Source organism: Arthrobacter arnarulunnguaqae (genome assembly GCF_051262515.1).
Classification (GTDB): Bacteria; Actinomycetota; Actinomycetes; order Actinomycetales; family Micrococcaceae; genus Arthrobacter_N.
The window spans coordinates 207,568-228,020 of sequence record NZ_JBIMER010000002.1 but is presented as its reverse complement, the minus strand read 5'-3'; the positions used below and the strand labels follow the sequence as shown (position 1 = coordinate 228,020).

Here is a 20,453-nt window from a genome sequence, read left to right as displayed (position 1 = left end):
GACACAAGCTTCGCATCTTTGCCGCCCAACCACAAATCGGGCCATCCGGCGGCCGGACGAAGGTCCGGCCGCCGGGCTCCGGCGGGGTTGGTGCGCCCCGATTGAGCTAGCCGTTGTCTTCGGCCGGGGCGGGCTCGGAGGGCTGTTCTGCGTCCTCGGCGCCGCCTTCCTCTGCGGGCGGGACGGCCGATTCGCCGGTGATCGTCGCCTCGGCGTCGATCGCCCTCTGGAGGGCCTCCTGGAGCTTGGTCTGCTCCGCACCGTACGCGCCGAAGTCGCCCTCGGCGAGTGCGGTCTGTCCGGCGGTGATGGCGGCGTTCGCGTCCGCCAGCGCGTCCTTCAGCCGCTGCTCGGCGGACGCCGTCTCCGCATCCGGATCCTCGGCGTCGGGGGCCGGGGTGCCTCCCTCGCCCTCGTTGGTCACCGCGCCGGACGATCCCTCGAAGAGCTGGTCGAGCGCCTCAGAGAGCGTGTCGGCGAAGCCGACCTTATCGCCGAAGGAGACCAGCACCTTGCGCAGTGTCGGGTAGGACGTCTGACCGGTCGACTGGACGTAGACGGGCTGCACGTGCAGGATGCCGCCACCGACGGGCAGCGAGAGCAGGTTGCCGTTGATGACCTCGGAAGCGCCCTGGCGAAGCAGGTTCAACTGGGTCGAAACCTCGGTGTTGGAGTCGAAGTTCTGCTGCGCCTGGCCGGGGCCGGGCACCACCGTGTTGCGGGGCAGCTCGAGCAGCCGCAGCGTGCCGTAGCCCTCCGACTTCACTCCCGCCTCGGTGCCCGCGTCCGCCTCGGCGGACAAGAAGCCGTAGAGCACGTTGCGCTGCTGGCTTCCGGCGCTGGTGGCCGGTATGAACGTCGACGTGAGCGAGAACGTCTCGTCGTCCTGGTTGGGCATGCGCAGCGACAGGTAGTACGGGGGCTGCTTCACGGCGGCGGTGGGCGCCGTCGGGTCGTTGGGGACGGACCACGCATCGTTGGACTCGTAGAAGTCGTCGGCATCGGTGACGTGGTACTGGCCCAGGAGTTCCCGTTGCACCTTGAACAGGTCCTCCGGGTAGCGCACGTGCGCCATCAGGTCCGCGCTCATCTCGCTGAAAGGCTTCAGCGTCGTCGGGAACACCTTCTGCCAGGCCTGCAGCAGGGGCTCGTCCGGCTCCCACGCGTACAGGTCGACCGAGCCATCGTAGGCGTCCACGGTCGCCTTCACGGAGTTGCGGATGTAGTTGACCTGACCGGTGAGCGCGTTGATGCGGTTCTCCCCCGTCAACGAGTCCCGGACGGCCGACTCCAGCTGCTGTGCCGTCGAGTAGGGGTAGCTGTCGTTGGTGGTGTAGGCGTCCACGATCCATTTCACGCGGCCGTCGACGATCGCCGGGTAGGCGTTCGAATCGACGGTCAGGTACGGAGCGACCTTCTCTACGCGCTCCTTGGGAGAGCGCTCGTAGAGGATCTGCGACTCGGAGTTGATGGCGTCGGAAAGCATGAGGTCGGTGGAGCCAAACTTCAGCGAGTAAACGAGTCGGTTGAAGAAGTTCCCCACGCTGGGACCGCCGTTGCCGCTGAAGGTGGTCTTCGCGTCTCCCTCGCCGTCCTCACCGTCTTCGCCCTGGGGACGGTCGAGCTCGCGCGGTGCCCATCCCTCCGGGCCGCCGACCACGGAGTACTCGGGCGAGAACTCGCCGAAGTAGATCCGCGGCTGGTAGGTGGAGTCGTCGCCGAGAACGCCCTCGGTGGGGATGCCCTCCAGCATGAAGTCCGGGCGTCCGCCGGCGGCGACCTTGGACCCGTAGGCGGCGACCACGCCGTAGCCGTGGGTGTAGGTGATGTGTTGGTTGACCCAGCTGTCCGTCTGGTCGACGTTCACCTCGCGGACTGCGATGACCGTGTCCTCGACCTTCCCGTCGACCTCGTAGCGGTCGACGTTGAGAGTCGGAGCGAACTTGTAGTAGGTGCGGAACTGCTGCAGCTGGGCGAACGCGTCGGAGATCAGGTTCGGGTCCAGCAGGCGGATGTTCGCGGTGGTCGCGCTGTCCTTGGCCAGCGCGTTCTTCGCCGTGTCGGTGGTCGCGTCGTAGGGCATCGAGTCGATGTCCTCCAGGCCGTAGGCCGACCGGGTCATGTCGATGTTGTCCTGGATGTACTGCTGCTCCAGCGTCTTCTCGGACGGGACCACCTGGTACTGCTGGACGATCAACGGGTAAACCCCGCCGGCGACCACGGCGGTGACCACGAGCATGGCCGCGCCGACGACAGGAAGCTTCCAGCGTCCGGCGATGGCGCCCGCCACGAAGAGCAGCGCCACCAAAATGGCGGCGATCGCGAGAATGGTCTTGGTCGGGATCACGGCGTTGACGTCCGTGTACAGGGCGCCCGCGGCGCGGCCGTCCTGCGAAACCAGGGTCGCATAGCGGTCCAGCCAGTAGTTCGCCGCCTGCAGCAGCAGGAACAGGCCCGCCGCGATGCTGACGTGGACGCGTGCCGCGCGGGAGACGACGACGCCTCCGCGCTCCTCGACCCGGATGCCGCCATACAGGTAATGGGTCAGGATGCCGGCGATGCCGGCGATGAGGACCACGCTGACAAGGAAGCCGACGAGGAAGGAGAGGAACGGCAGCGTGTTCATGTAGAACGAAAGGTCCAGCCCGAACCTGGGGTCGACCGCGCCGTAGGGAACCTGGTTGAAGAACAGCAGCACCTTTTGCCACTGCGAGGTGGCCGCAGTGGCGGCGAACGCGCCGATGACGACGGGGACCCCGATCATCACCAGGCGGCGGATGGGTTCGATTTGCGACTGGTACCGGTGGAGGCTGTCGCGCATCTGGGCATCGGGCGCGTAGACCGGCCGGCTACGGTGGGCGAGCATCAGGCTGATCCAAGTCGCCGCGGCCATCACGACGAACGACACCGCGAAGATGGCCGCCTTGGACAGGTTCTCCTTCCAGAACACCTCGGAGAAACCCAACTGGTTGTACCAGAGGACGTCCGCGTAGATGTTCGCGAAGAACACGAACACGGCCACGACCGCGCCCACGATCACGATCGTGGGCATCAGGGCGGAGGGCTTGCGCGGTTGTCCCTGCGGTGGTCGTGCTCCACCATTGGGCTCGCCGGGGCCTTGGGGGCGCCCGCCGAACGGATTGTCAGCACCGAATGTCACTGTAAAACCTCATCATCGGGGTCTGGCTATGTGCCGCCCACGCGAATTCGGGACGGTTTATCTATCATTCTGCCTTGATGCGGTCGGCGCGGCGAACCGGGAGGCCCGCCCGCCGAGCATCGATGGACGATCGTGACGTTCAGGCGCCGCAGGATCCCAGCGACGCCGGATCGTCGCCGGCCGCGATGTCCTCGAGGGCCGATCTGGCCTCGTCGAGGGTCGCTACCTTAATAACGCTCAGTCCCTCGGGAATTCGCCCGTCGACCTCCGCGCAGTTCCCCGCGGGGGCAAGGAACACCTCGGCTCCGGCCTCCCTCGCGCCCACCAGCTTCTGGGCGATTCCCCCGATGGGGCCGACGTCGCCGTTCGGGGTGATGGTTCCGGTGCCGGCGACGTGTCGTCCGCCGGTGAGGTCGCCCTCGGTGAGCGTGTCCACCAGACCCAGCGAGAACATCATTCCGGCGCTGGGGCCGCCGACGTTGGCGAGCGTGAAGTCGACATCGAAGGGGAACGTGAATTCGGTTTGCAGGAACACCCCGAGCTGCCGCTGGCCGTCGTCCCCGGCCGTGGTGCTCGCCCGCACGGTCTCCGCACCGCCGTCGCGTTCGATGCCCAGCCGGACCGGGGCGTCGCCCGCGTCTTGCAGCGAGCCGCGAAGCATCGCGAGGTCGGTGATGGGCTCGCCGTTGACTGTCCTGAGCAGGTCGCCTTCGGCCAGCACCGCGGCATTGGTTTCCGTCGCCATTCCGGCCACCGCCAGCGTCTGTCCGTACTCGATGCCCAGACTGGTCAGTGCCGCCGCGACGGACGTCTGCTGCGAGTTGTCCATCAGGGACGCGTTCTGGTCACTGACCTCGTCGCCGGTCACGCCGCGCGGGTAGACGGACTCCTCGGGGTAGATGTCCTGTTCGGAGTCGGCCCATCCCTGGAGGACCTGGAAGAGCGGCAGGCGCCGGTCGGCCCCGCCCCGGACGTAGACCGTCGTGAGATCGAGGTTTCCCGTGGGCTCGAACGTTTCCCGACCGGCCACCTTGATCACCGGCTCCCCGTCGACGACCCCGATGGTGTTGATGGCGGGCCCCGGCGACTCCACGACATACGGCGCGGGCAGGGCCAGCGCGGCCAACCCGATCACGACGGCGGCGCTGGTCGCCCCGATGAATGTGCGATGCATCCTGAGCCGACGTCTCGGCCCCGGATCCACGGCGTCGTTCCGCACGGGCGGGAACTGCTGCGTTTCCGTCACCTGGTGTTTCCCTTCCGCCGGTGCCCTCTAGCGTGTCCGGCTGGGCCGAAGCGGCCCCACCAAGGCTACAAGGTCTCCGGCGATGTTCCGGCTTTGCCGTCAGCGAACCGGGGCCCGTCGCATGGGAACGCCGTGGGCGCCGGGGGTAACGTTGAGCCATGGCTGACACACCCCCAGACAACCGTCCCGACGACTCCGACGAGCCGGAGGATTCCGGCAAGGATCCGTTCGCGGAGATGTTCGCCGGTCTTTTCGGCGGCGGTCCGGAGGGCTTCGACCCGAAGAACCTTCCCGCGGGATTCGGCGCCGCGATGGGCGCGCCCAACGATCCCGAGGCGCTCTCCGCCATGTTCCGCCAGGTGCAGTCGATGATGGGCGCCATGGCCTCGGGGGACGGTGGCCCGGTGAACTGGAAGCTGGCCCAGGACTCCGCCCGGCAGGCCGCCGCGGGGTCCGATCCCAGCGTCACCCCGTCGCGCGCCGGAGCCGTCGCCGATGCGGGACGCCTGGCAGACCTGTGGCTGGACCAGGCGACCGCCTTCACCAGCGGCGGGACGGGGTTCGCCTCCCTGTCGCGCGCCGAATGGATCGACAAGACCATGCCAACCTGGAAGACCCTGACGGAACCCGTGGCGATCAGCGTCGCGCAGGCGCTCAGCACCGCGATGCGAGACCAGCTTCCGGAACAGCTCAAGCCCATGCTGGGGAACGCGCAGGGCATGTTCCAGAATCTGGGTGGCGCCATGTTCGGCATGCAGTTGGGGACGGCGGTGGGCGGTCTGGCCAAGGACGTCCTCGGTTCCAGCGACATCGGACTCCCGTTGGCTGGGTCAACACCGTCGCTCCTTCCCGCCAACATCACCGCCTTCGGCGATGGGCTCGACATCCCCGAGCAGGAGGTGCTCCTGTTCGCGGCGCTACGCGAGTCGGCGCACGCCCGGCTCTTCCTCCGCGCTCCCTGGCTTAAGGCCCACGTGCTGGGCGCCATCGAGGACTATGCCAAGGGCATCCACATCGATATGTCCCGCATCGAAGAGGCCGTGCGCGACATCGATCCGTCCAACCCCGAGTCCCTTCAGGGAGCCGTCACCGAGGGGCTGTTCACGCCGCAGCGGACCGGAGCCCAGGACGCCGCGCTGGGTCGGCTCGAAACGGCCCTCGCTCTGATCGAGGGCTGGGTGGACGAGGTTGTCGCCACGGCGGCCGCCAACCTCCCGTCGGCTGCCGCCCTGCGCGAGACCGTGCGTCGGCGCCGGGCGTCGGGCGGACCGGCCGAGCAGGCTTTCGCCTCCCTCGTGGGTCTCGAACTGCGTCCGCGCCGCCTGCGCGACGCGGCCCGCCTGTGGGCCCTGCTGCTTCAGGACCGGGGGCAGGAGGGTCGCGAGGACGTGTGGTCCCATCCGGACCTGATGCCAACGGCCGAGGACCTCGACGACCCGGAGGGTTTCGGCAAACGCCGGGCCCTTGCCGAGGCTTCCGACGGCGAAATGGACGAGGCGCTCAACCGTCTGCTGTCGGGCGGATACGACGTTCCGGACCCCGAAGCGGGCGACACCGACGGCCCGGACAAGACCGAGGATGGCCGCGACGCGGAAGGTGGGGACGACACAACCGGTCGGGACGGCTCGGGCGACAAGCCCGGACAGTCATAGGGCGCCCTACTCCCCCGCCGCCGGTTCTCGCGCGTCCCATTCCGGCGCATCGGGGGACTCGTTGCCCCCGAGCCGAGTGAGGGCGAAGGTGACGCCCTCAAGGTACGCCTTCGCCTCGGCCATCCGCGGATAGGTTGCCTCGAGTGCCTTGAACCGGGGGCCGTGCCCGCCCGGTTCGGCGAGGTGTGCGAGTTCGTGCACCAAGACGTAGTCGCTGACCCACTCCGGCATCTCCATCAGGCGGTTCGACAGCCGGATGCTCCCCTCCTCGGGAGTGGCCGATCCCCAGCGCGACTGCTGGTTCGACACCCATCGGACGGATTCCGGTTCCGCGCGGCCAGCGAGGTACCGCGCGCTCAACCGGGTGGCGCGGTCCATGAGCTCGGCGTCGCTTTTGGCACCGCGCTTGCGCCGACGGGTGCGGCCGTCGCGGAGACGTTCCACCATGTCGAGGACCCACTGCTCCTCCTGCGCGGCGCTGAGGCGGGCCGGGACCGACACCACGGCCGCTCCGTCACGCCACGCGGCGGAAACCGTGCGCGTCCGACGGGCCGATCGCACCACGCGCACGCGCAATCCGTCGGGTGCGGTGAACTCTCGTTCCCTGGGCGAGGCCGGCATGGTCACTCCGCTCTTTCGTACTCGAATGTTGTGGGCGACTCTCCCCCAAAAAGCTGTGGAAAGCGCCGGTCGGAGGGAAATCCCGTGTCAGGATGACACTCCCGAAACCGTCGATCCACGCCTTGCGAGGAGGCTCACATGAGAATCAATCCCGGACTTCGGGTCATCAGCCTAACGGACGGATCCGTCTGTATAGGTTCCGGAGCCGGGGGGCTGTGGATAGACGGTTTGGACGATGCCGATCGTGCTTTCATCGCCCGCTTTGCCAAAGATTCCGGGACGTCCGACAGGCTGCCATCCGGGCTCGCGCCGGAACGCGAGCAAGAGTTGCTCGCGGTGCTCGCTCCGGTGTTGGTGCCGGAGGATGACTTTCGGCTTCCTGGAACGCGGGCGTCGACGCTGGCGCCGGACATCGCCCAGTGGTCGGCGGCCTATGGAAGGCATGCAGGCGCGTCCGTGCAGCGCCGCGCCCGCGCCGTGGTTCGGCTTCACGGGCTGGACCGCTGCGGACAGGCCGTGGCTTCGTTGCTGGCCGCCGCCGGTGTCGGCACCGTTGCGCTGTGCGACCCCGGAATCGTCGATCCCGGGGACCTGGGATCGGGCCCGTTCCGATTGGCCGACCTCGGCATGCCGCGCACGCGGGCGCTGTCGCGGAGTCTGGCGCGCGCTTGGCCGCACACCCGCTTTCCGGAATGGGCCCCCCGCTTCGGGGGCACGCCGCAAGAGGCGGATGCCACGGTGGCCGTCGCCCGTGATTGGTTGCGCGAGGATGTCGCCGGCCATCTGGCGCAGAGCCCGATTCCACATCTGCGCGTGCTGTTCACGGATGCAGGTGCCCGGGTGGGTCCGTTGGTCATTCCGGGTCTCACGCCCTGCCTCGATTGCGCGCCGTCCCACACGATGCCGGCGCCCGTGGCCCCCGCATGCGCCGTCTCACCGACGTCGCCCGAGATCTCGATCGCGGCGGCGGCGGCGGGCATGGCCGTGATGCAGCTCCTGATGCTTGTGGACGGCGTCAACGTTCCGGCGGCCGCGGGATCGGTGTTATGCCTGGACCTCGGGACCGGCGCGGCGACGCACGAGCCGGTGGTTGCGCGCCCCGGGTGCCTCTGCCTAGCGCGCGCCGCCTAGCGGTCTCAGGCGGATTCGGCGCCCGCGTTGATGATGTCCAATACGTCCTGTCCGTAGCGTTCGAGCTTGCTGGCGCCCACGCCGACGACCTTGGCGAGCCCGGTCGCGTTTTCCGGCATCGCCTCCGCGATCGCCATCAGCGTGGCGTCGGTGAACACCACGAAGGCCGGCACCTCGGCCTCCTGGGACACCCTGAGGCGCCAGGCTCGGAGCCCATCGAAGACGGCCTCGTCGTATCCCGGCGGGCAGCCGCCGCAACGGCCGAGCTTGCGTTCGGCGGCGGATGACAGCATGGACCCACAGACACGGCACGTGGGCGGGCCGGCCGCCTTGCGGCGCCTGGCCGGGCGGGCCGCTTCCCGTCCAGCCCTGCCGGCGGCCGCGGGCCGCAGCCCGTCGAGGAAACGCGACGGACGCCTGCCCGCCCGCCCGCCCGGGGTCCGGGAGAGCGACCAGCTTAGGGACAAGTGGATGCGCGCACGGGTGATTCCGACGTAGAGCAGGCGCCGTTCCTCGTCGTAATCGGCCTGCTCGTCCGCGAAGGAGATCGGCATGAGCCCCTCGCTCAACCCGACCAGGAACACCGCGTCCCATTCCAGCCCCTTGGCGGAGTGCAACGAGGCGAGGGTGACTCCCTGGACCGTCGGCGCGTGCTGGGTGGCCGCACGCTCGTCGAGTTCGGCCACGAATTCGGTCAGCGTAAAAGGTGTCTCACGGCCCGCACGTGCGGTGGCCAGTTCCCCGGCGAGCGCGACGAGCGCGTTCAGGGATTCCCAGCGTTCGCGGACCGCCCCGCCGCCGGCCGGAGCCTCACCGGAGTAGCCGAGCGAGGCCAGGACGTCTCGGCACAGCTGGGGGACGGCGTCGTCCGTTGGGGTGCGGGAGGCCGCCCGAAGCTGCAGGATGGCGTCGCGCACCTCGCGGCGCTGGAAGAACCGCTCGCCGCCGCGCAGCTGGTAGCCGATGCCGGCCGAGGCGAGGGCCTGTTCGTACGCCTCCGACTGCCCGTTGGTGCGGAACAAGACCGCGATCTGCGCGGCCTGCACACCCGATTCGACGAGCGCGCGGATCCGCTGGGCGACGTGGGCCGCCTCCGCCTCGTCGTCGCTGCATTCGATGAATTCCGGATCGGGGCCGGTTTCCCTTTGCGCCATGAGCTCCAAGGGCTCGGGCCACTTCGCCGTCCCGGCGGGCACCCCCGGCTCCAGGCGCCGTCCGGCCAGCAACCGGTTGGCGAGGTGGACCACCTGAGGGGTTGACCGGTAGTCGCGGACGAGCTTGACCACGGGCGCCTCGGGATAGCGCAGGGTGAAATCCAGCAGGTGCGCCGGCGTGGCGCCGGTGAAGGAGTAGATGGTCTGGCTGGAGTCGCCGACGACGCACAGCTCCTCGCGCCCGCCGAGCCAAAGGTCCAGGAGACGCTGTTGCAGCGGAGAAACGTCCTGGTACTCGTCGACCACGAAGTGGCGGTACTGTTCGCGGACCGCGGCGCCCACCTTGGGGTCCTCGTCCAGAATCCCGACCGTCAGCAGTAGGACGTCCTCGAAGTCGATCATGTTCCGGTCGGTCTTCACGTCCTCGTAGGACTGGAAGAGCCGCGAGACCGTGGTGAGGTCCAGCCCGGCGGGCGGCACGCGGGAGGCGGCCGCGGCGGTGTAGCCCTCCGGCGTGTGCATGGAGACCTTGGCCCACTCGATCTCCGCGGCGAGGTCGCGGATGGCGGCCCGATCCGTGCTGATCCGCAGGCGCCGGGCCGCCTCCGCGACCAGCTGCGCCTTGTGGTCGACGATCGCGGGCAGCTGGCCTCCGATGGCCTGGGGCCAGAAGTACTGGAGCTGGCGCAGGGCGGCCGCGTGGAACGTCCGGGCCTGGACACCGCCGGCCTCGAGGTCCCGCAGTCGGGTGCGCATTTCGCTGGCGGCGCGCGCGGTGAAGGTCACCGCCAAGACCTGGTTCGGCTTGTAGACACCGGAGTGGACTCCATAGGCGATCCGGTGCGTGATGGCGCGGGTCTTGCCGGTTCCGGCGCCGGCGAGCACGCAGAGAGGACCGCCGAGCGTGGTGGCGACCTCCCGCTGCTCGTCGTCGAGTCCGCCCAGGATCTTCTCTTCGAGGGTGGTGGGCATGGCTCCTAGTTCTCCAGACGGCGCGGTTCGGGAAGCGGCGCGCCGTACCACTGCTCGACGAGCGCACTGGCGATGGACACTCCCGAGGGCACCGAAATCGTGCCCTCCTCCACCTCGCGGGCGAGCTCCTCCCGCGTGAACCAACGCAGCGCGACGATCTCCTCGCCGTCGGGGACCGTGGCGGTGGATGCCGACTTGGCGGTGAAGCCGCACATCAGCGACGCGGGGAACGGCCACGGCTGGGAACCGACATAGCGCGGCGAGTGCACCGACACACCCGCCTCCTCGGCGACCTCGCGCACCACGGCGGCCTCGAGCGTTTCGCCCGGCTCGACGAATCCGGCGAGGGTCGAAAACCGTTGCCCTCCCCACTGCGCGTTGGCGCCCAGCAACAGGCGGTCCAGTTCGTCGGTGATGGCCACGATGATGGCGGGATCAGTGCGCGGGAAGTGCAGGGAACCGTCCTGCGGGCACTTCCGCACCCAACCGCTTTGCACGACGCCGGTCGCCGCGCCGCAGCGCGGGCAGTGCCGGTGATTGGCATGCCAATTGGCGATCGCCAACGCCTCGACGAACAGCGCGCCCTCGTGCGCGGCCAGCCCCGCGGCGACGTCGCGCAGACCCTGCCATTCCGTTCCGCCTCCGGCCTGTTCCGGAATCTCGGGCAGGACGGCCAACACGACTTCCTCGCCGGACACACGGCCGAGGTAAACGACGAGTTCGGCTTCGGCGGCGGCCTCCGGACCACTCAGAAGCAGGGCACCGTCTCCGACGGGGGCCTTGCCGCCGACCAGCCGCAGGACGCGGGTGCGCGGATCCTCCAGCAGACCCGGCAGCCATTCCTCGTCAGCGCGCCGCTCGCAGCCGCGGTCCACGGTTCCGCGGGTCAAGGGCAGTTCGCCCAGCGGTGGAAATGCTCCGGCGTCCACGACGCCGGCGGCCCGTCCGGGTACCGCGGCGCTGTCGACGGAGTCGGCTTGGCGAAAAGTCATGTACCTACCGTACTGACACGGGCAGGCGGTCCGCACACCGGTCCGCATCCTGTGGAACGATGCTCCTTCCCGCGACTCGCCGCCGTTCCACGGCACCGCTCGGCCGCTCCTGCGCATACGGTGGGAGACGTGAAACGCTCTCCCATGGAACTTGCCGCCATCGCGACCGCCGCCGTCCCGGGGCTGACGCCGGTTGGCGTCGCCGCCGTGGCGGATGATGCGCACGATTTCGACTCGGCCGTCATCGTCGACGCCCAGCAGAACCGTTGGCGGGTGCGCTCCCCGCGCCACGACGAGGCGAGCATGCGGTTGGAGACCGAACTCACGGCGTTGCGGTCCTTCACCCCGGGTATCCGGGCGGAGTTGCCGTTCCGCCTGCCGTCCGTCGCGGGCACGGTCCGCCAAGGGGCACTCAGGACATTCGTCTACAACCATCTTCCCGGTTCTGCCCTGTCCCTCGAGGACCTGATAGCCGCCGGCGGCCGAACCGCGGAGGACATCGGCCGCGCCCTCGCCGCCATCCACGGATTGCCGGAGGAAGTCGTGGACCGCGCCGACCTCCCCATCTACACGGCGAACGAATTCCGCCAACGCCGGCTCAACGAGCTGGACCAGGCGGCGACGACCGGGCGCATCCCGGCGCGTCTGCTGCGCCGATGGGAACACGCCTTGGAAGACGTCGCCCTGTGGCGCTTCAACCCAACTGTCGTCCATGGCGACCTCCACGAGGAGAACCTGCTTCTGGAGGACGGCAAAGTCACTACGGTGACCGGCTGGACCGACCTGCGGATCGGGGATCCGGCCGACGATTTGGCATGGCTTGCCGCCGCCCACGAACAGTCGTTCGCGGATGCGGTGCTCGAGGCCTATGTGGCCGTGCGGGGGGAGCGCGCCGACCCGCATCTGATGCGCCGCGCCGCTCTGGCGGCCGAATTCGCGCTCGCACAGTGGCTTGCCAAGGGCATTGCGAGCGAGGACCCCGAGCGCATCGTCGAGGCGGAGGAGATGCTGCGCGAACTGGATGAGGACGTGGCCGAATACGGCGGACAGCCCATCAGCATCGTCGAACCGCCCCGGGTCGATGCTGCTTCGCCGGCGGAAGTCGACGGAAACGCCGATGCCGATGCCGCTGGCGCAGGTAACGATGAAGGGCACGCCAAGGTCGGGCACGCCGCAGACGGCTCGGACCCCGCCGTCAACGCGGACGCCGTGGACGACCTGGACGACCTGGACGACGCCGTGATTATCTCGCGCCCGGAGCGCACGGTGAGTCCCCGCGACGGCAACGTGCCGCCGACCCCTGACGTCGCACCCGTTTCCGTTCCCGACGCCGATCCCACTGCTGAAGCGGATGTAACCACCGAATCCGAAACCACCGAGGCAACCGACACCAAGGACCTGTCCGCCTCGGAGATCCCCACGTCGGCCATCCCCGTGATCATCGTGGATCAGAGGGAGGCGGACCGGCAGTAGTCCCAAACGCGTCGGAAATCAGGCGCACCAGTGCGGCTTCATCGGCGAGGTCGTGTGGACGAACGGTCCGCCCCTCCCCGACGTAGTAGAAGGCCGCTTGGACCTGTTCGACGTCGATGTTCTGCAACCGAGCCCACCCGAGTCGGTACACAGCCAGCTGCAGGGATTTGATCGCCATTTCACGGCCGGAGGGCACCCGCCCGGTCTTCCAGTCGACGAGCGTCCAGAGCGTGGTCCCATCGGACCGCCGCTCGCTGAACACCGCGTCGATCCTGCCGCGCACCGTCACCGGTCCCACGGGCGTCTCCAACGGCACCTCCACGAAGGCCGGTTGCCGCTCGGCCCATTCGGAGGCGAGGAAAGCCGCCTTCATGTCGTCGAGTCCGTACATGTCCTCGACGTACGCGTCCGCCGAACCCGGGAATTCCCCGAGGTCCAGCATGCCGGTGGTCCCGTAGTGCTCCTCGACCCAGGCGTGGAACGCCGTGCCCTTGCGGGCGGCGATACCGGGCCGGCGGGGCACGGGGCGGCGCATTTGGCGGAGCACGGCATCCGTATCGGTGGCGATTTCCACGAACAGCGACGCCCGCACGTGCCGCGGAACGGCGGCATTGTTCGGCTGCTCCAACCCACCTTCGTGGACGGCTAGTAGCAGGCAGGCCTCGTCGGCCCAAGACCGGCCCACGTCTGTTTGGATCGCCCGCCGCGCGTCAATGGCCGCCGATTCTCCGGAGTCGCCGGCCGAGAGCTCGTCCATGGCTGAGCGGACGGCCGCGGCCGCGGCCTCCATCGCCCGCCGGCGCCCCGCACGCACCGGCTCCTCCACGGAGCCGCGGATCCTTATGGGTCCTTCGAGCGGATCGTAGGGCCATACCGCCTGCACCGGTTCCTCGCGGAACGGGTTCTCAGCCGGCGCTTCGTCGTCCCCGACCCAGTGTCCACAAGAGGCCGGCGGCGTCGGCCCGTCCGTCAAAGGCAGCAAGTCGTTGAAGAACATGGACGGCAGGGTGGGCTTGGAGCGCGTTCCGGTCCACACGGTCGCCGAACAGAGCAGGAGGTCACGGGCACGCGTCAGCGCAACGTACGCCAGCCGCCGCTCCTCGGCCTCGCCATGGCCGATCACCCGTGATCGGAACTCCTGCTCGGCTTCGAGTGCCTCGAACAGACTGGGCTGATCGGTGTCCCACTGCGGGAGGTCGTGCCGGTCCCCGCGCAGCGGCCAAGGCAACGCACTGTCCCCCGACGTCCATCGGGAATCGCGCGCCGAGGGGAAGACGCCCTCGTTCAGTCCAGTTACCGCTACGACATCCCATTCGAGGCCCTTGGACGCGTGGATCGTCAGGAGTTGCACGGCCTCCTCCGTGGCCTCCTGCTGAACGACCTCCAGTCCGCCTTCCTTGGCCGCGGCGGCGTCGAGCCAGGCCAAGAATCCCGCGAGGTCGGTGCGCAGTGCGGAGTCCGAATACCCGGCTGCGACATCGGCGAAGGCATCCAGGTGCCGCCGCGCCGCATGGATGCCGACGCCGGGCTTTGCGGCCACTTCGATATCCAGTTGGAGGGCGTGCTCGATCTCGTGGAGCAGGGTGGGCAGATCGTCGTCCACAAAGGTCCGCAGGTGCCGGATCTCGTGCTGTAGCCGGGTCAGGCGTTCATGGGCCGCATCGGTCAGCGATCGTCCGTCCTGGCTCGTCCAACCGGGTTGGGGCAGCCAGTCCAGCGCCTCCACGAGACTCGCCGCCTCCGACAGTTCCGCCCGCGCCTCGGCGCGGTTCGCGTCCCCGACTTCGTCGGGCGACTCCACGTCGAGGGGACGCCGGTGGCGGATGGCGGCCTCGCGGCGACGGGCGAGGAATCGGGACCAGTCGGCGAACGCCATCAGGTCGGCAGGTCCAATACGCCAGCGCGCCCCGGCCAGCAGCCGCACGAGCGCATCCGAACGCGAGGGGTCCACGAGAACGCGCAAGGTCGCGACCAGATCCGTGACCTCCGGCATCCCGAGGAGGCCGCCGAGTCCGACGATTTCGTACGGGATGCCCTGCTCCACCAGCGCATCCGCAATCCCGGCCAACTGTCCGCGTGTGCGGCAGAGCACCGCCATGGTGGGAGCGCGGCCGTGTGCGGAGCGGAAGTCGTGGTGTTCCGTGAGCAACCTTCTGGCAAGGTGCTTCGCCTCGTCCCCGCTCGTGGCGTGGCGGCTGAGCTCGACGCGACCGGTACCGGCGAACGGGCTGGCCACCAGCGGTGGGACCTCGATCCGCCCCGCGGCCCGGTTCGGGTCGGCCTTGTTCAGGGCGGCGGAGACTGCGTTCGCCGCCTGGAGGATGTTGACGGAGTTCCGCCAGGCGGTCGTCAGGAAGGCGACGTCCGACGGCTTCCGGGAGCCGTCGGCCAAGACCTCGGGGAATTCCTGCGGAAAACGAAAGAGTTGGCCGGCCGACGCGCCGCGGAACCCGTAGATCGATTGGTTCGGGTCTCCGACGGCGGTAATGGCGTGTCCGCCGCGGAAGAGGTTGGCGAAGAGGACCATCTGTGCATGGGACGTGTCCTGGAATTCGTCGAGCAGCACCACCTTGTAGCGTTGGCGCTCCGCCTCTCCGGCGGCTGGCACGGTGCGTGCGATCCGCGCGGCCAGGGCAACGAGGTCCCCGTAGTCCAGCACGCCGCGCAGCTGTTTCGCCTCGGCGTACCGGGCTGCCAGCTCTGCGACCGTCGCGCGGGTCCGCAACTTGTTGAGAAGCTCGGTTCCCTTCTGGGATCTCGCGGCCTGTTTCCCCTCGCGATACGGAAGGGTCTCCAACTGCGCGATGAGGCCGTCCAAGTGCCCGCGGGCGTCGGCACGCTCCACCAGGTGTTCGGCGCATTCCCCGGCGAACGTCACCACGGCGTCGATGAGCGTGGATTTCGAGGCCATGAGGTGTTCGTGGGTGCCGTTGTACTCCTCTACGACCGTCGCCGCCAGTTGCCAGGCCTGCGCTCCACCGAGCAGCATTGTGTCGCTCTCGACCCCGATGCGCAGTCCGTGGTCCTGAACGAGGGTGTTCGCATAGGAGTGGTAGGTCGAGACGGTTGGCTCCAACGGGGCCTCTCCCCGATCGTCCGACGACGGGACCAGGCCGCTCGCGGCCAGGGTGGCCAGCTGTTGCCGGATGCGCTGGGCCAGCTCACCGGCGGCCTTGCGTGTGAAGGTGACCCCGAGAATCTCATCGGGGGCTACCAGCCCGTTGGCCACCAGCCAGACGACGCGGTCTGCCATCGTGGCCGTTTTGCCCGATCCCGCGCCGGCGATAACCAGCATCGGCGCCAGGGGGGAACTGATGATCCGGGACTGTTCAGGCGTCGGCTGGTGCTGGCCGAGCAGATCGGCCAGCTCTTCCGGCGTGTGGGCGATGGGGTTGCTCACGGTTCGGTGACCTGCCTTCCTTCGGTGCATAGCGGGCAAACGCCGGGAAGCCTGCACGAGCCGGCCCTCCCCTTTCCCGGGTCGTGCCGGGCCAGAAAGTCGGCGGCCCCCATCAGCCCGGCGGCCTCGAGGACCATGGGCGTCGCCCAGTCCTCCGTCTCGACCGGTGGCTGCGCCTGCTCGCGTGGCGACTTCGTCGCGGTGCCCAGCTGCACCAGGGCCGCCCCCGAGGGACGCGACGGCAGTTTGTCTCCGAGCGCCCCGGCGAGCACGGCCGCCTGGTAGCTGCCCAGCTGGGCGTTGCGGTCCACGTCCTTGGCGGCGGGTTGGGACTTCCCGGTCTTCAGGTCCACGACATAGGGTCGTCCGGATTCGTCCACCTCCAGGCGGTCGATCACCCCCCGCAGCCTTGCGGTACGGCCATCGGCCGTCACTTCGACGTCGAAGTCGACCTCGCGCCCCACCAGGCGGCGGCCACCCTGACGCATCAGCAACCCGTACTGCGCGAGTTTGCGCAGCATCGCTTCGGCGCGCTCCCTATCGCGGGATGTTTCCCAGTTCTCGGGAAGGTCCAGTTCCGGCCAGCGGCGGTCGAGCTCTTCCCGGTACTGGTCCCCGGTGGCGTCGGGGCGGTCTTCGGCGATGGCATGCACCAGCGTGCCCAGGCTTCGTGCGAAGTCCGTGGCCGCCTCGCCCCCCGCCGCCTGCACGAACCAGTTCAGGGGCGACTCAAGGGCCGCTTCCACCCGAGAGGGTGATACGCGGACCGCGTGGCCGGCGGGGGCAACGGGTGCGTCCGTCGTCGGGGGCAGCAAACCCCACCAGGATTCCGGGGCCGCACCACGCACGGCCCGTTCGCTGGTCGCCAGCCGTGCCAGGACGGCGGCGGCGTCGGCCTGCTCGGCCGGGTTGCGGCCGCCGTCCTCGGCTCGCTGCCGCAGCATGGCCACGAGGGCGGCCAGCGTCCGGGGCCGGGGCACCTGGGTCAAGGGCCGCGGACGCTCCCGGTCCTCCCAGGGCAGCACCAGGTCCAGGAACCCGGACGGCTGGTGGTCCTCGGATTCGACGGCGATGCAGACCAGGGAATCCCTGGCCCGGGAGCATGCCGCGGCAAAAGTGCGCAATTCGTCGGCACGCACGGCCCGCAACCTCGACGCCGCATCGCGTTCGGCAAGGGCGCGCGTGCCATGTTCGACGACGTCGCCGAGGGCGCCGCTGCCGAGCAGCTCGCCGCGCAGCCGCGTGTTGGGCCAGATGCCCTCCTGCAGGCCGGGGACGACGACCAGGTCCCATTCCCTCCCTACAGCCGCGGCTGGCGTGAGGACCTCCACAGCGGGACCCGTTCCACCGCGGCCGGCCAGGGAATCCATCGGCAGCTCCTGACCGAGGACGTGGTCCACGAACTGGCCGACGGTCGAGCCCGGCAGCTGGTCCACAAAGCGTTCCGCCGCCTGGAACAGCGCCAACACGGCATCCAGGTCCGCGTCGGCGCGCGCCCCCGCCGATCCCCCCGCCAGCGCGGCCTCGCTCCATTTCGCCGCCATGCCGGAGCTGTCCCACAACGCCCACAACGCGGTCTCCGCGTTGGCCTCCGGCCGCGAAACCTCGGCGCGGGCGGCCGTCAGCATGCCGCCAAGCCGCCGGGCGCCGCGACCCTCGCGGCCGAGCGTGCCGAGCAGCGGCAGATCCTGGAACATTCCGGTCAGCAGTTCGCTGCTGCCGCGTGTGCCTCCGGACAGCCGTTCCTCGCGTCGCAGCGCCTGACGCAGCCGGCGGACGTCGAGGGCGTTCGATTGCCCGTACCGCGAGGTCAGGAGGGTTTCGATCTCCGCGGCGCCGGGCAGTTCCGGCGTGCCCGGATCCCCCGGCCCGGCTTCGCCGTCCGCATCGGGGTTCTCTTCACTGCATGCCTCCAACGCGAGGGCCAACCGAAGCAGGTCGAGCAGGGGACGCACGGCCGGCTCGTCGCGCAGCGCGACGTCCGCCGCGGGCACGGACACGGCGATTCCCTGGTGTGCCAGGTGCCGGGCCACCGTCCGCACCTGGCCTCCGTTGCGCACGACGACGGCCATGTCCTGAAGGGGACGGCCATCCATGAGGTGCTCCTCGAGGATCCGCTGTGCGACGAGCCGGAGCTCATGGATGGGAGATTCGACCAGGTGCACTTCCACGTTGCCTGCACGGGCGGTCCCGTTGACATCCTCCGGGCCGTCGAGGCGCCTTCCGGCGGCGCCGGCCGCGACCGGTACGCGGCGCGCGATGCGCTCCCACGAACGGGCGACCGCGGGCGCCATCCGGAAAGACCGCGTCAGTTCGATCACCACGGCGGGCCGCTCGGCCGATCCGTAGAGGGAATCGAACCTCGACAGGAGGTCCGGGCGCGCACCGCGGAAACCCTGTACAGCGTTGTCGGGCGCCGCGAAGGCGAGAAGGTCCGAACCCGAGCACAACGCGGAGAGCAACCGGTGTTGGGCCGGGTTGGCCTCCTGAAGGTCATCCACCGCCACGAGCCCCAGCCTCTTGCGTTCGTCCGCCAGCAGGCCGGGGTTGGCGTAAAGGAGGTCCGCGGCCGCGGTGATCAGTCCGGCCGGATCGAACGCCTCGGCGCTGCCCAAGTCCAGCAGGTCCCGGTATTCCTGATACAGGGATGCGGCGGCCGTCCATTCCGGCTTGCCGCAGGTCCGACCGAGGTCCTGGAGGTCGCCGGCCTCCAGCCCGTGTTCGGAGAGCCGGTCGAAAAGTTCGCGGATCTCTTGGCGGAAGCCCCGGGTGGCCACGGCCTCGCCCAACGACTCCGGCCAAGCCGGGCCATGCGTCAGCCCCGTCTCGTGGCCGGCCAGCAACTGGCCGATGAGCGTGTCCTGTTCGGGCCCCGACAACAGCCGGGGCGGCCGTTCGACGTGCGGGAGGTAGCCCTGCAGCCGCGCACGCCGGATGAGGTCGAACGCGTAGGCCGCCCAGGTCCTGACGGCCGGTTCGGAAAATGTCCGGTCCGTGCGAGCCGCGAGCCCGCTGCGAAGGCCGGCCGCCGCCGCACGGGAGGGGGCCACCACCAAAAGCGCCTCCGGGGGGAGCCCGTCCCGCAGGCGACAAGCAATGGCGTCGAGCAGCGCGGTCGTCTTGCCGGTTCCGGGCGCCCCCAGGATGAGCACGGCTCCGTGCCCGGACCGCAGGTCCTCGATGCGCGCCTGCTGCTCGCTGGGCACCGATTCCGATCCCGAGGGACGGACGACGTCGGATGCCGGGGCTTGTTGTTGGGTCACCCGGAACATTAGATCAGGGGGTCCCGACACTTTGGTTCCGGCGCACGCAGGCGTCCGGCCAACGTGTCGATGGCCTCGAAGTCCGATTCGGAGGGACGCCATCGGGCCTCCCCCATCGCGACGCGTCCGCCGCGCCTGGGTGTGCCCTCCTCGGCCCACCGGGCCTCCGCCTCCACGGCCAGTCCTTGCGGCAGGGTCCCGTCGGCGCGGACCACCCTCCACCAGGGGACGGGCCCCGGTCCGTGCTCCGCGCCGCGGGACATCGCGGATCCCACCTGCCGCGGTCCGCCCGCTCCGAGAAGCTCGGCGACATCCCCGTAACTGACGACGCTCCCGCGCGCGACCAGGCATGCCAGTTCGAGGACCGCCTCGGCATAGTCGTTCTGCATCTCCCCAGCCTAGGGTGCGCCGCGGATCACTTATCCACACGCCGTCCGGCATGCGCCAACCCGTCGGGGCCCGACGGTAGCGTGGTGAGCATGAGTAACTGGCATGAACTTCCCCGGGCCGCGTTCGATCTTGAAACCACGGGCCGCGACCCGCTTCAGGCGCGCATCGTCACGGCGTCCGTCGTGGTTGTGAACGGACGCCAGGAGATCGTCAACCACCGCGAGTGGCTCGTCGACCCCGGGGTGCCGATTCCCGAGGAAGCCTCGGCGATCCACGGTGTGACCACGGACCGCGCCGCCGCCGAGGGCATGGACGCGGCGCAGGCGACCGCCGAGATCGCCGCGCACCTGCGCGACCTCTTCCAGACCATGCCCGTTCTTGCCTTCAACGCCAGCTACGACTTCACCGTCCTGGCCCGCGAGTGCGCCCGCCATGGCGTGGAGCCGGTCGAGCCCGGTCCCGTCGTCGATCCGTTCGTCATCGACAAACACGTCGACAAGTACCGGCGCGGCAAGCGGACGCTGACCGCGATGTGCGAGTTCTACGGCATTCCACTGCGCAACGCCCACACCTCGGTCGCCGACGCCGCCGCAACGGTCGCCGTTGCGCACGCCCAGGCGCTGAAGTACCCGCAGCTCCAGGTGGATCCGACGGAGCTCCATGACGCACAGGTTGGTTGGGCCGCCCATCAGGCCGCCAGCCTCCAGGAGTACTTCCGCCGCAAGGATCCCGAAGCCGAGGTCGACGGGTCCTGGCCACTGCGCAAGGTGGCCACCCCGGTAGCGAGTGTGTCCTAGAACACTGGGCAGCGCCGCAACATTCGACTCCCCGCGGCACTCACGTCACAGGCTGTCGTTCGGCGCATCCCCCTAAAATACGGGGTGGCGTTCGACGAATTTCTTCGTTCAGGCCCATCTCGTCGACGATCCTGGAATGTGACGCAGTTTAGGGACCGTTTATTCGGCGGTGGTTGAATATGGGGTAAGGTTTTTCGCCCCC

General features: G+C 69.3%; 12 protein-coding genes. 4 read left to right on the top strand and 8 right to left on the bottom strand.

Going from position 1 to position 20,453, the window contains the following annotated elements:
• Nucleotides 1-106: 106 nt before the first annotated feature.
• Complete coding sequence (locus ACHAAJ_RS03255) at nt 107-3,052, bottom strand: UPF0182 family membrane protein (protein ID WP_435726480.1); 2,946 nt, start codon at nt 3,050-3,052, stop codon at nt 107-109.
• Between the two features lie 247 nt (nt 3,053-3,299).
• Nucleotides 3,300-4,334, bottom strand: coding sequence for a YlbL family protein (locus ACHAAJ_RS03250; protein ID WP_435726479.1), 1,035 nt, complete (start codon nt 4,332-4,334; stop codon nt 3,300-3,302).
• A 230-nt stretch (nt 4,335-4,564) separates the two neighbouring features.
• Between ACHAAJ_RS03250 and ACHAAJ_RS03245 the strand changes: the two genes are divergently transcribed.
• A complete protein-coding gene (locus ACHAAJ_RS03245) occupies nt 4,565-6,058 on the top strand; it encodes a zinc-dependent metalloprotease (protein WP_435726478.1) in 1,494 nt (497 codons plus the stop codon).
• A gap of 6 nt (nt 6,059-6,064) precedes the next feature.
• On the opposite strand, the gene ACHAAJ_RS03240 is transcribed toward ACHAAJ_RS03245, so the two are convergent.
• On the bottom strand, nt 6,065-6,679 hold the full coding sequence (locus ACHAAJ_RS03240) for a M48 metallopeptidase family protein (protein WP_435726477.1): 615 nt from the start codon (nt 6,677-6,679) through the stop codon (nt 6,065-6,067).
• A 138-nt stretch (nt 6,680-6,817) separates the two neighbouring features.
• Here ACHAAJ_RS03240 and ACHAAJ_RS03235 point away from each other — a divergent pair, with 138 nt between their 5' ends.
• Complete coding sequence (locus ACHAAJ_RS03235; RefSeq protein WP_435726476.1) at nt 6,818-7,810, top strand: ThiF family adenylyltransferase; 993 nt, start codon at nt 6,818-6,820, stop codon at nt 7,808-7,810.
• A 5-nt stretch (nt 7,811-7,815) separates the two neighbouring features.
• On the opposite strand, the gene ACHAAJ_RS03230 is transcribed toward ACHAAJ_RS03235, so the two are convergent.
• Together ACHAAJ_RS03230 and nudC are read right to left on the bottom strand one after the other, a co-directional pair.
• On the bottom strand, nt 7,816-9,936 hold the full coding sequence (locus tag ACHAAJ_RS03230; RefSeq protein ID WP_435726475.1) for an ATP-dependent DNA helicase UvrD2: 2,121 nt from the start codon (nt 9,934-9,936) through the stop codon (nt 7,816-7,818).
• 5 nt (nt 9,937-9,941) lie between these two features.
• Nucleotides 9,942-10,928 (bottom strand): NAD(+) diphosphatase, encoded by a 987-nt coding sequence (gene nudC / locus ACHAAJ_RS03225; RefSeq protein ID WP_435726474.1) that lies wholly within the window; start codon nt 10,926-10,928, stop codon nt 9,942-9,944.
• A 129-nt stretch (nt 10,929-11,057) separates the two neighbouring features.
• On the opposite strand from nudC, the gene ACHAAJ_RS03220 reads away from it, so the two are divergent.
• A complete protein-coding gene (locus ACHAAJ_RS03220) occupies nt 11,058-12,401 on the top strand; it encodes a phosphotransferase (RefSeq protein ID WP_435726473.1) in 1,344 nt (447 codons plus the stop codon).
• Here ACHAAJ_RS03220 and ACHAAJ_RS03215 read toward each other — a convergent pair.
• The 3 genes from ACHAAJ_RS03215 to ACHAAJ_RS03205 are packed head-to-tail and all read right to left on the bottom strand — an operon-like array spanning nt 12,367 to nt 19,453.
• Nucleotides 12,367-15,801: an ATP-dependent helicase gene (locus ACHAAJ_RS03215; protein ID WP_435726472.1), complete on the bottom strand. Its 3,435-nt coding sequence runs from the start codon at nt 15,799-15,801 to the stop codon at nt 12,367-12,369. The two genes, ACHAAJ_RS03220 and ACHAAJ_RS03215, sit on opposite strands and share 35 nt — an antisense overlap.
• On the bottom strand, nt 15,798-19,073 hold the full coding sequence (locus tag ACHAAJ_RS03210; protein ID WP_435726471.1) for an ATP-dependent helicase: 3,276 nt from the start codon (nt 19,071-19,073) through the stop codon (nt 15,798-15,800). The genes ACHAAJ_RS03215 and ACHAAJ_RS03210 overlap by 4 nt, the downstream gene beginning before the upstream one ends.
• Entirely contained in the window at nt 19,073-19,453 is a 381-nt protein-coding gene (locus ACHAAJ_RS03205) for an MGMT family protein (RefSeq protein WP_435726470.1), read from the bottom strand. Before ACHAAJ_RS03205 ends, ACHAAJ_RS03210 begins: the two co-directional genes overlap by 1 nt.
• A 90-nt stretch (nt 19,454-19,543) precedes the next feature.
• Here ACHAAJ_RS03205 and ACHAAJ_RS03200 point away from each other — a divergent pair, with 90 nt between their 5' ends.
• The gene (locus tag ACHAAJ_RS03200; RefSeq protein WP_435726469.1) at nt 19,544-20,251 is read left to right on the top strand and encodes a 3'-5' exonuclease; all 708 of its coding nucleotides are present in this window, start codon (nt 19,544-19,546) and stop codon (nt 20,249-20,251) included.
• The last annotated feature ends 202 nt before the right edge of the window (nt 20,252-20,453 follow it).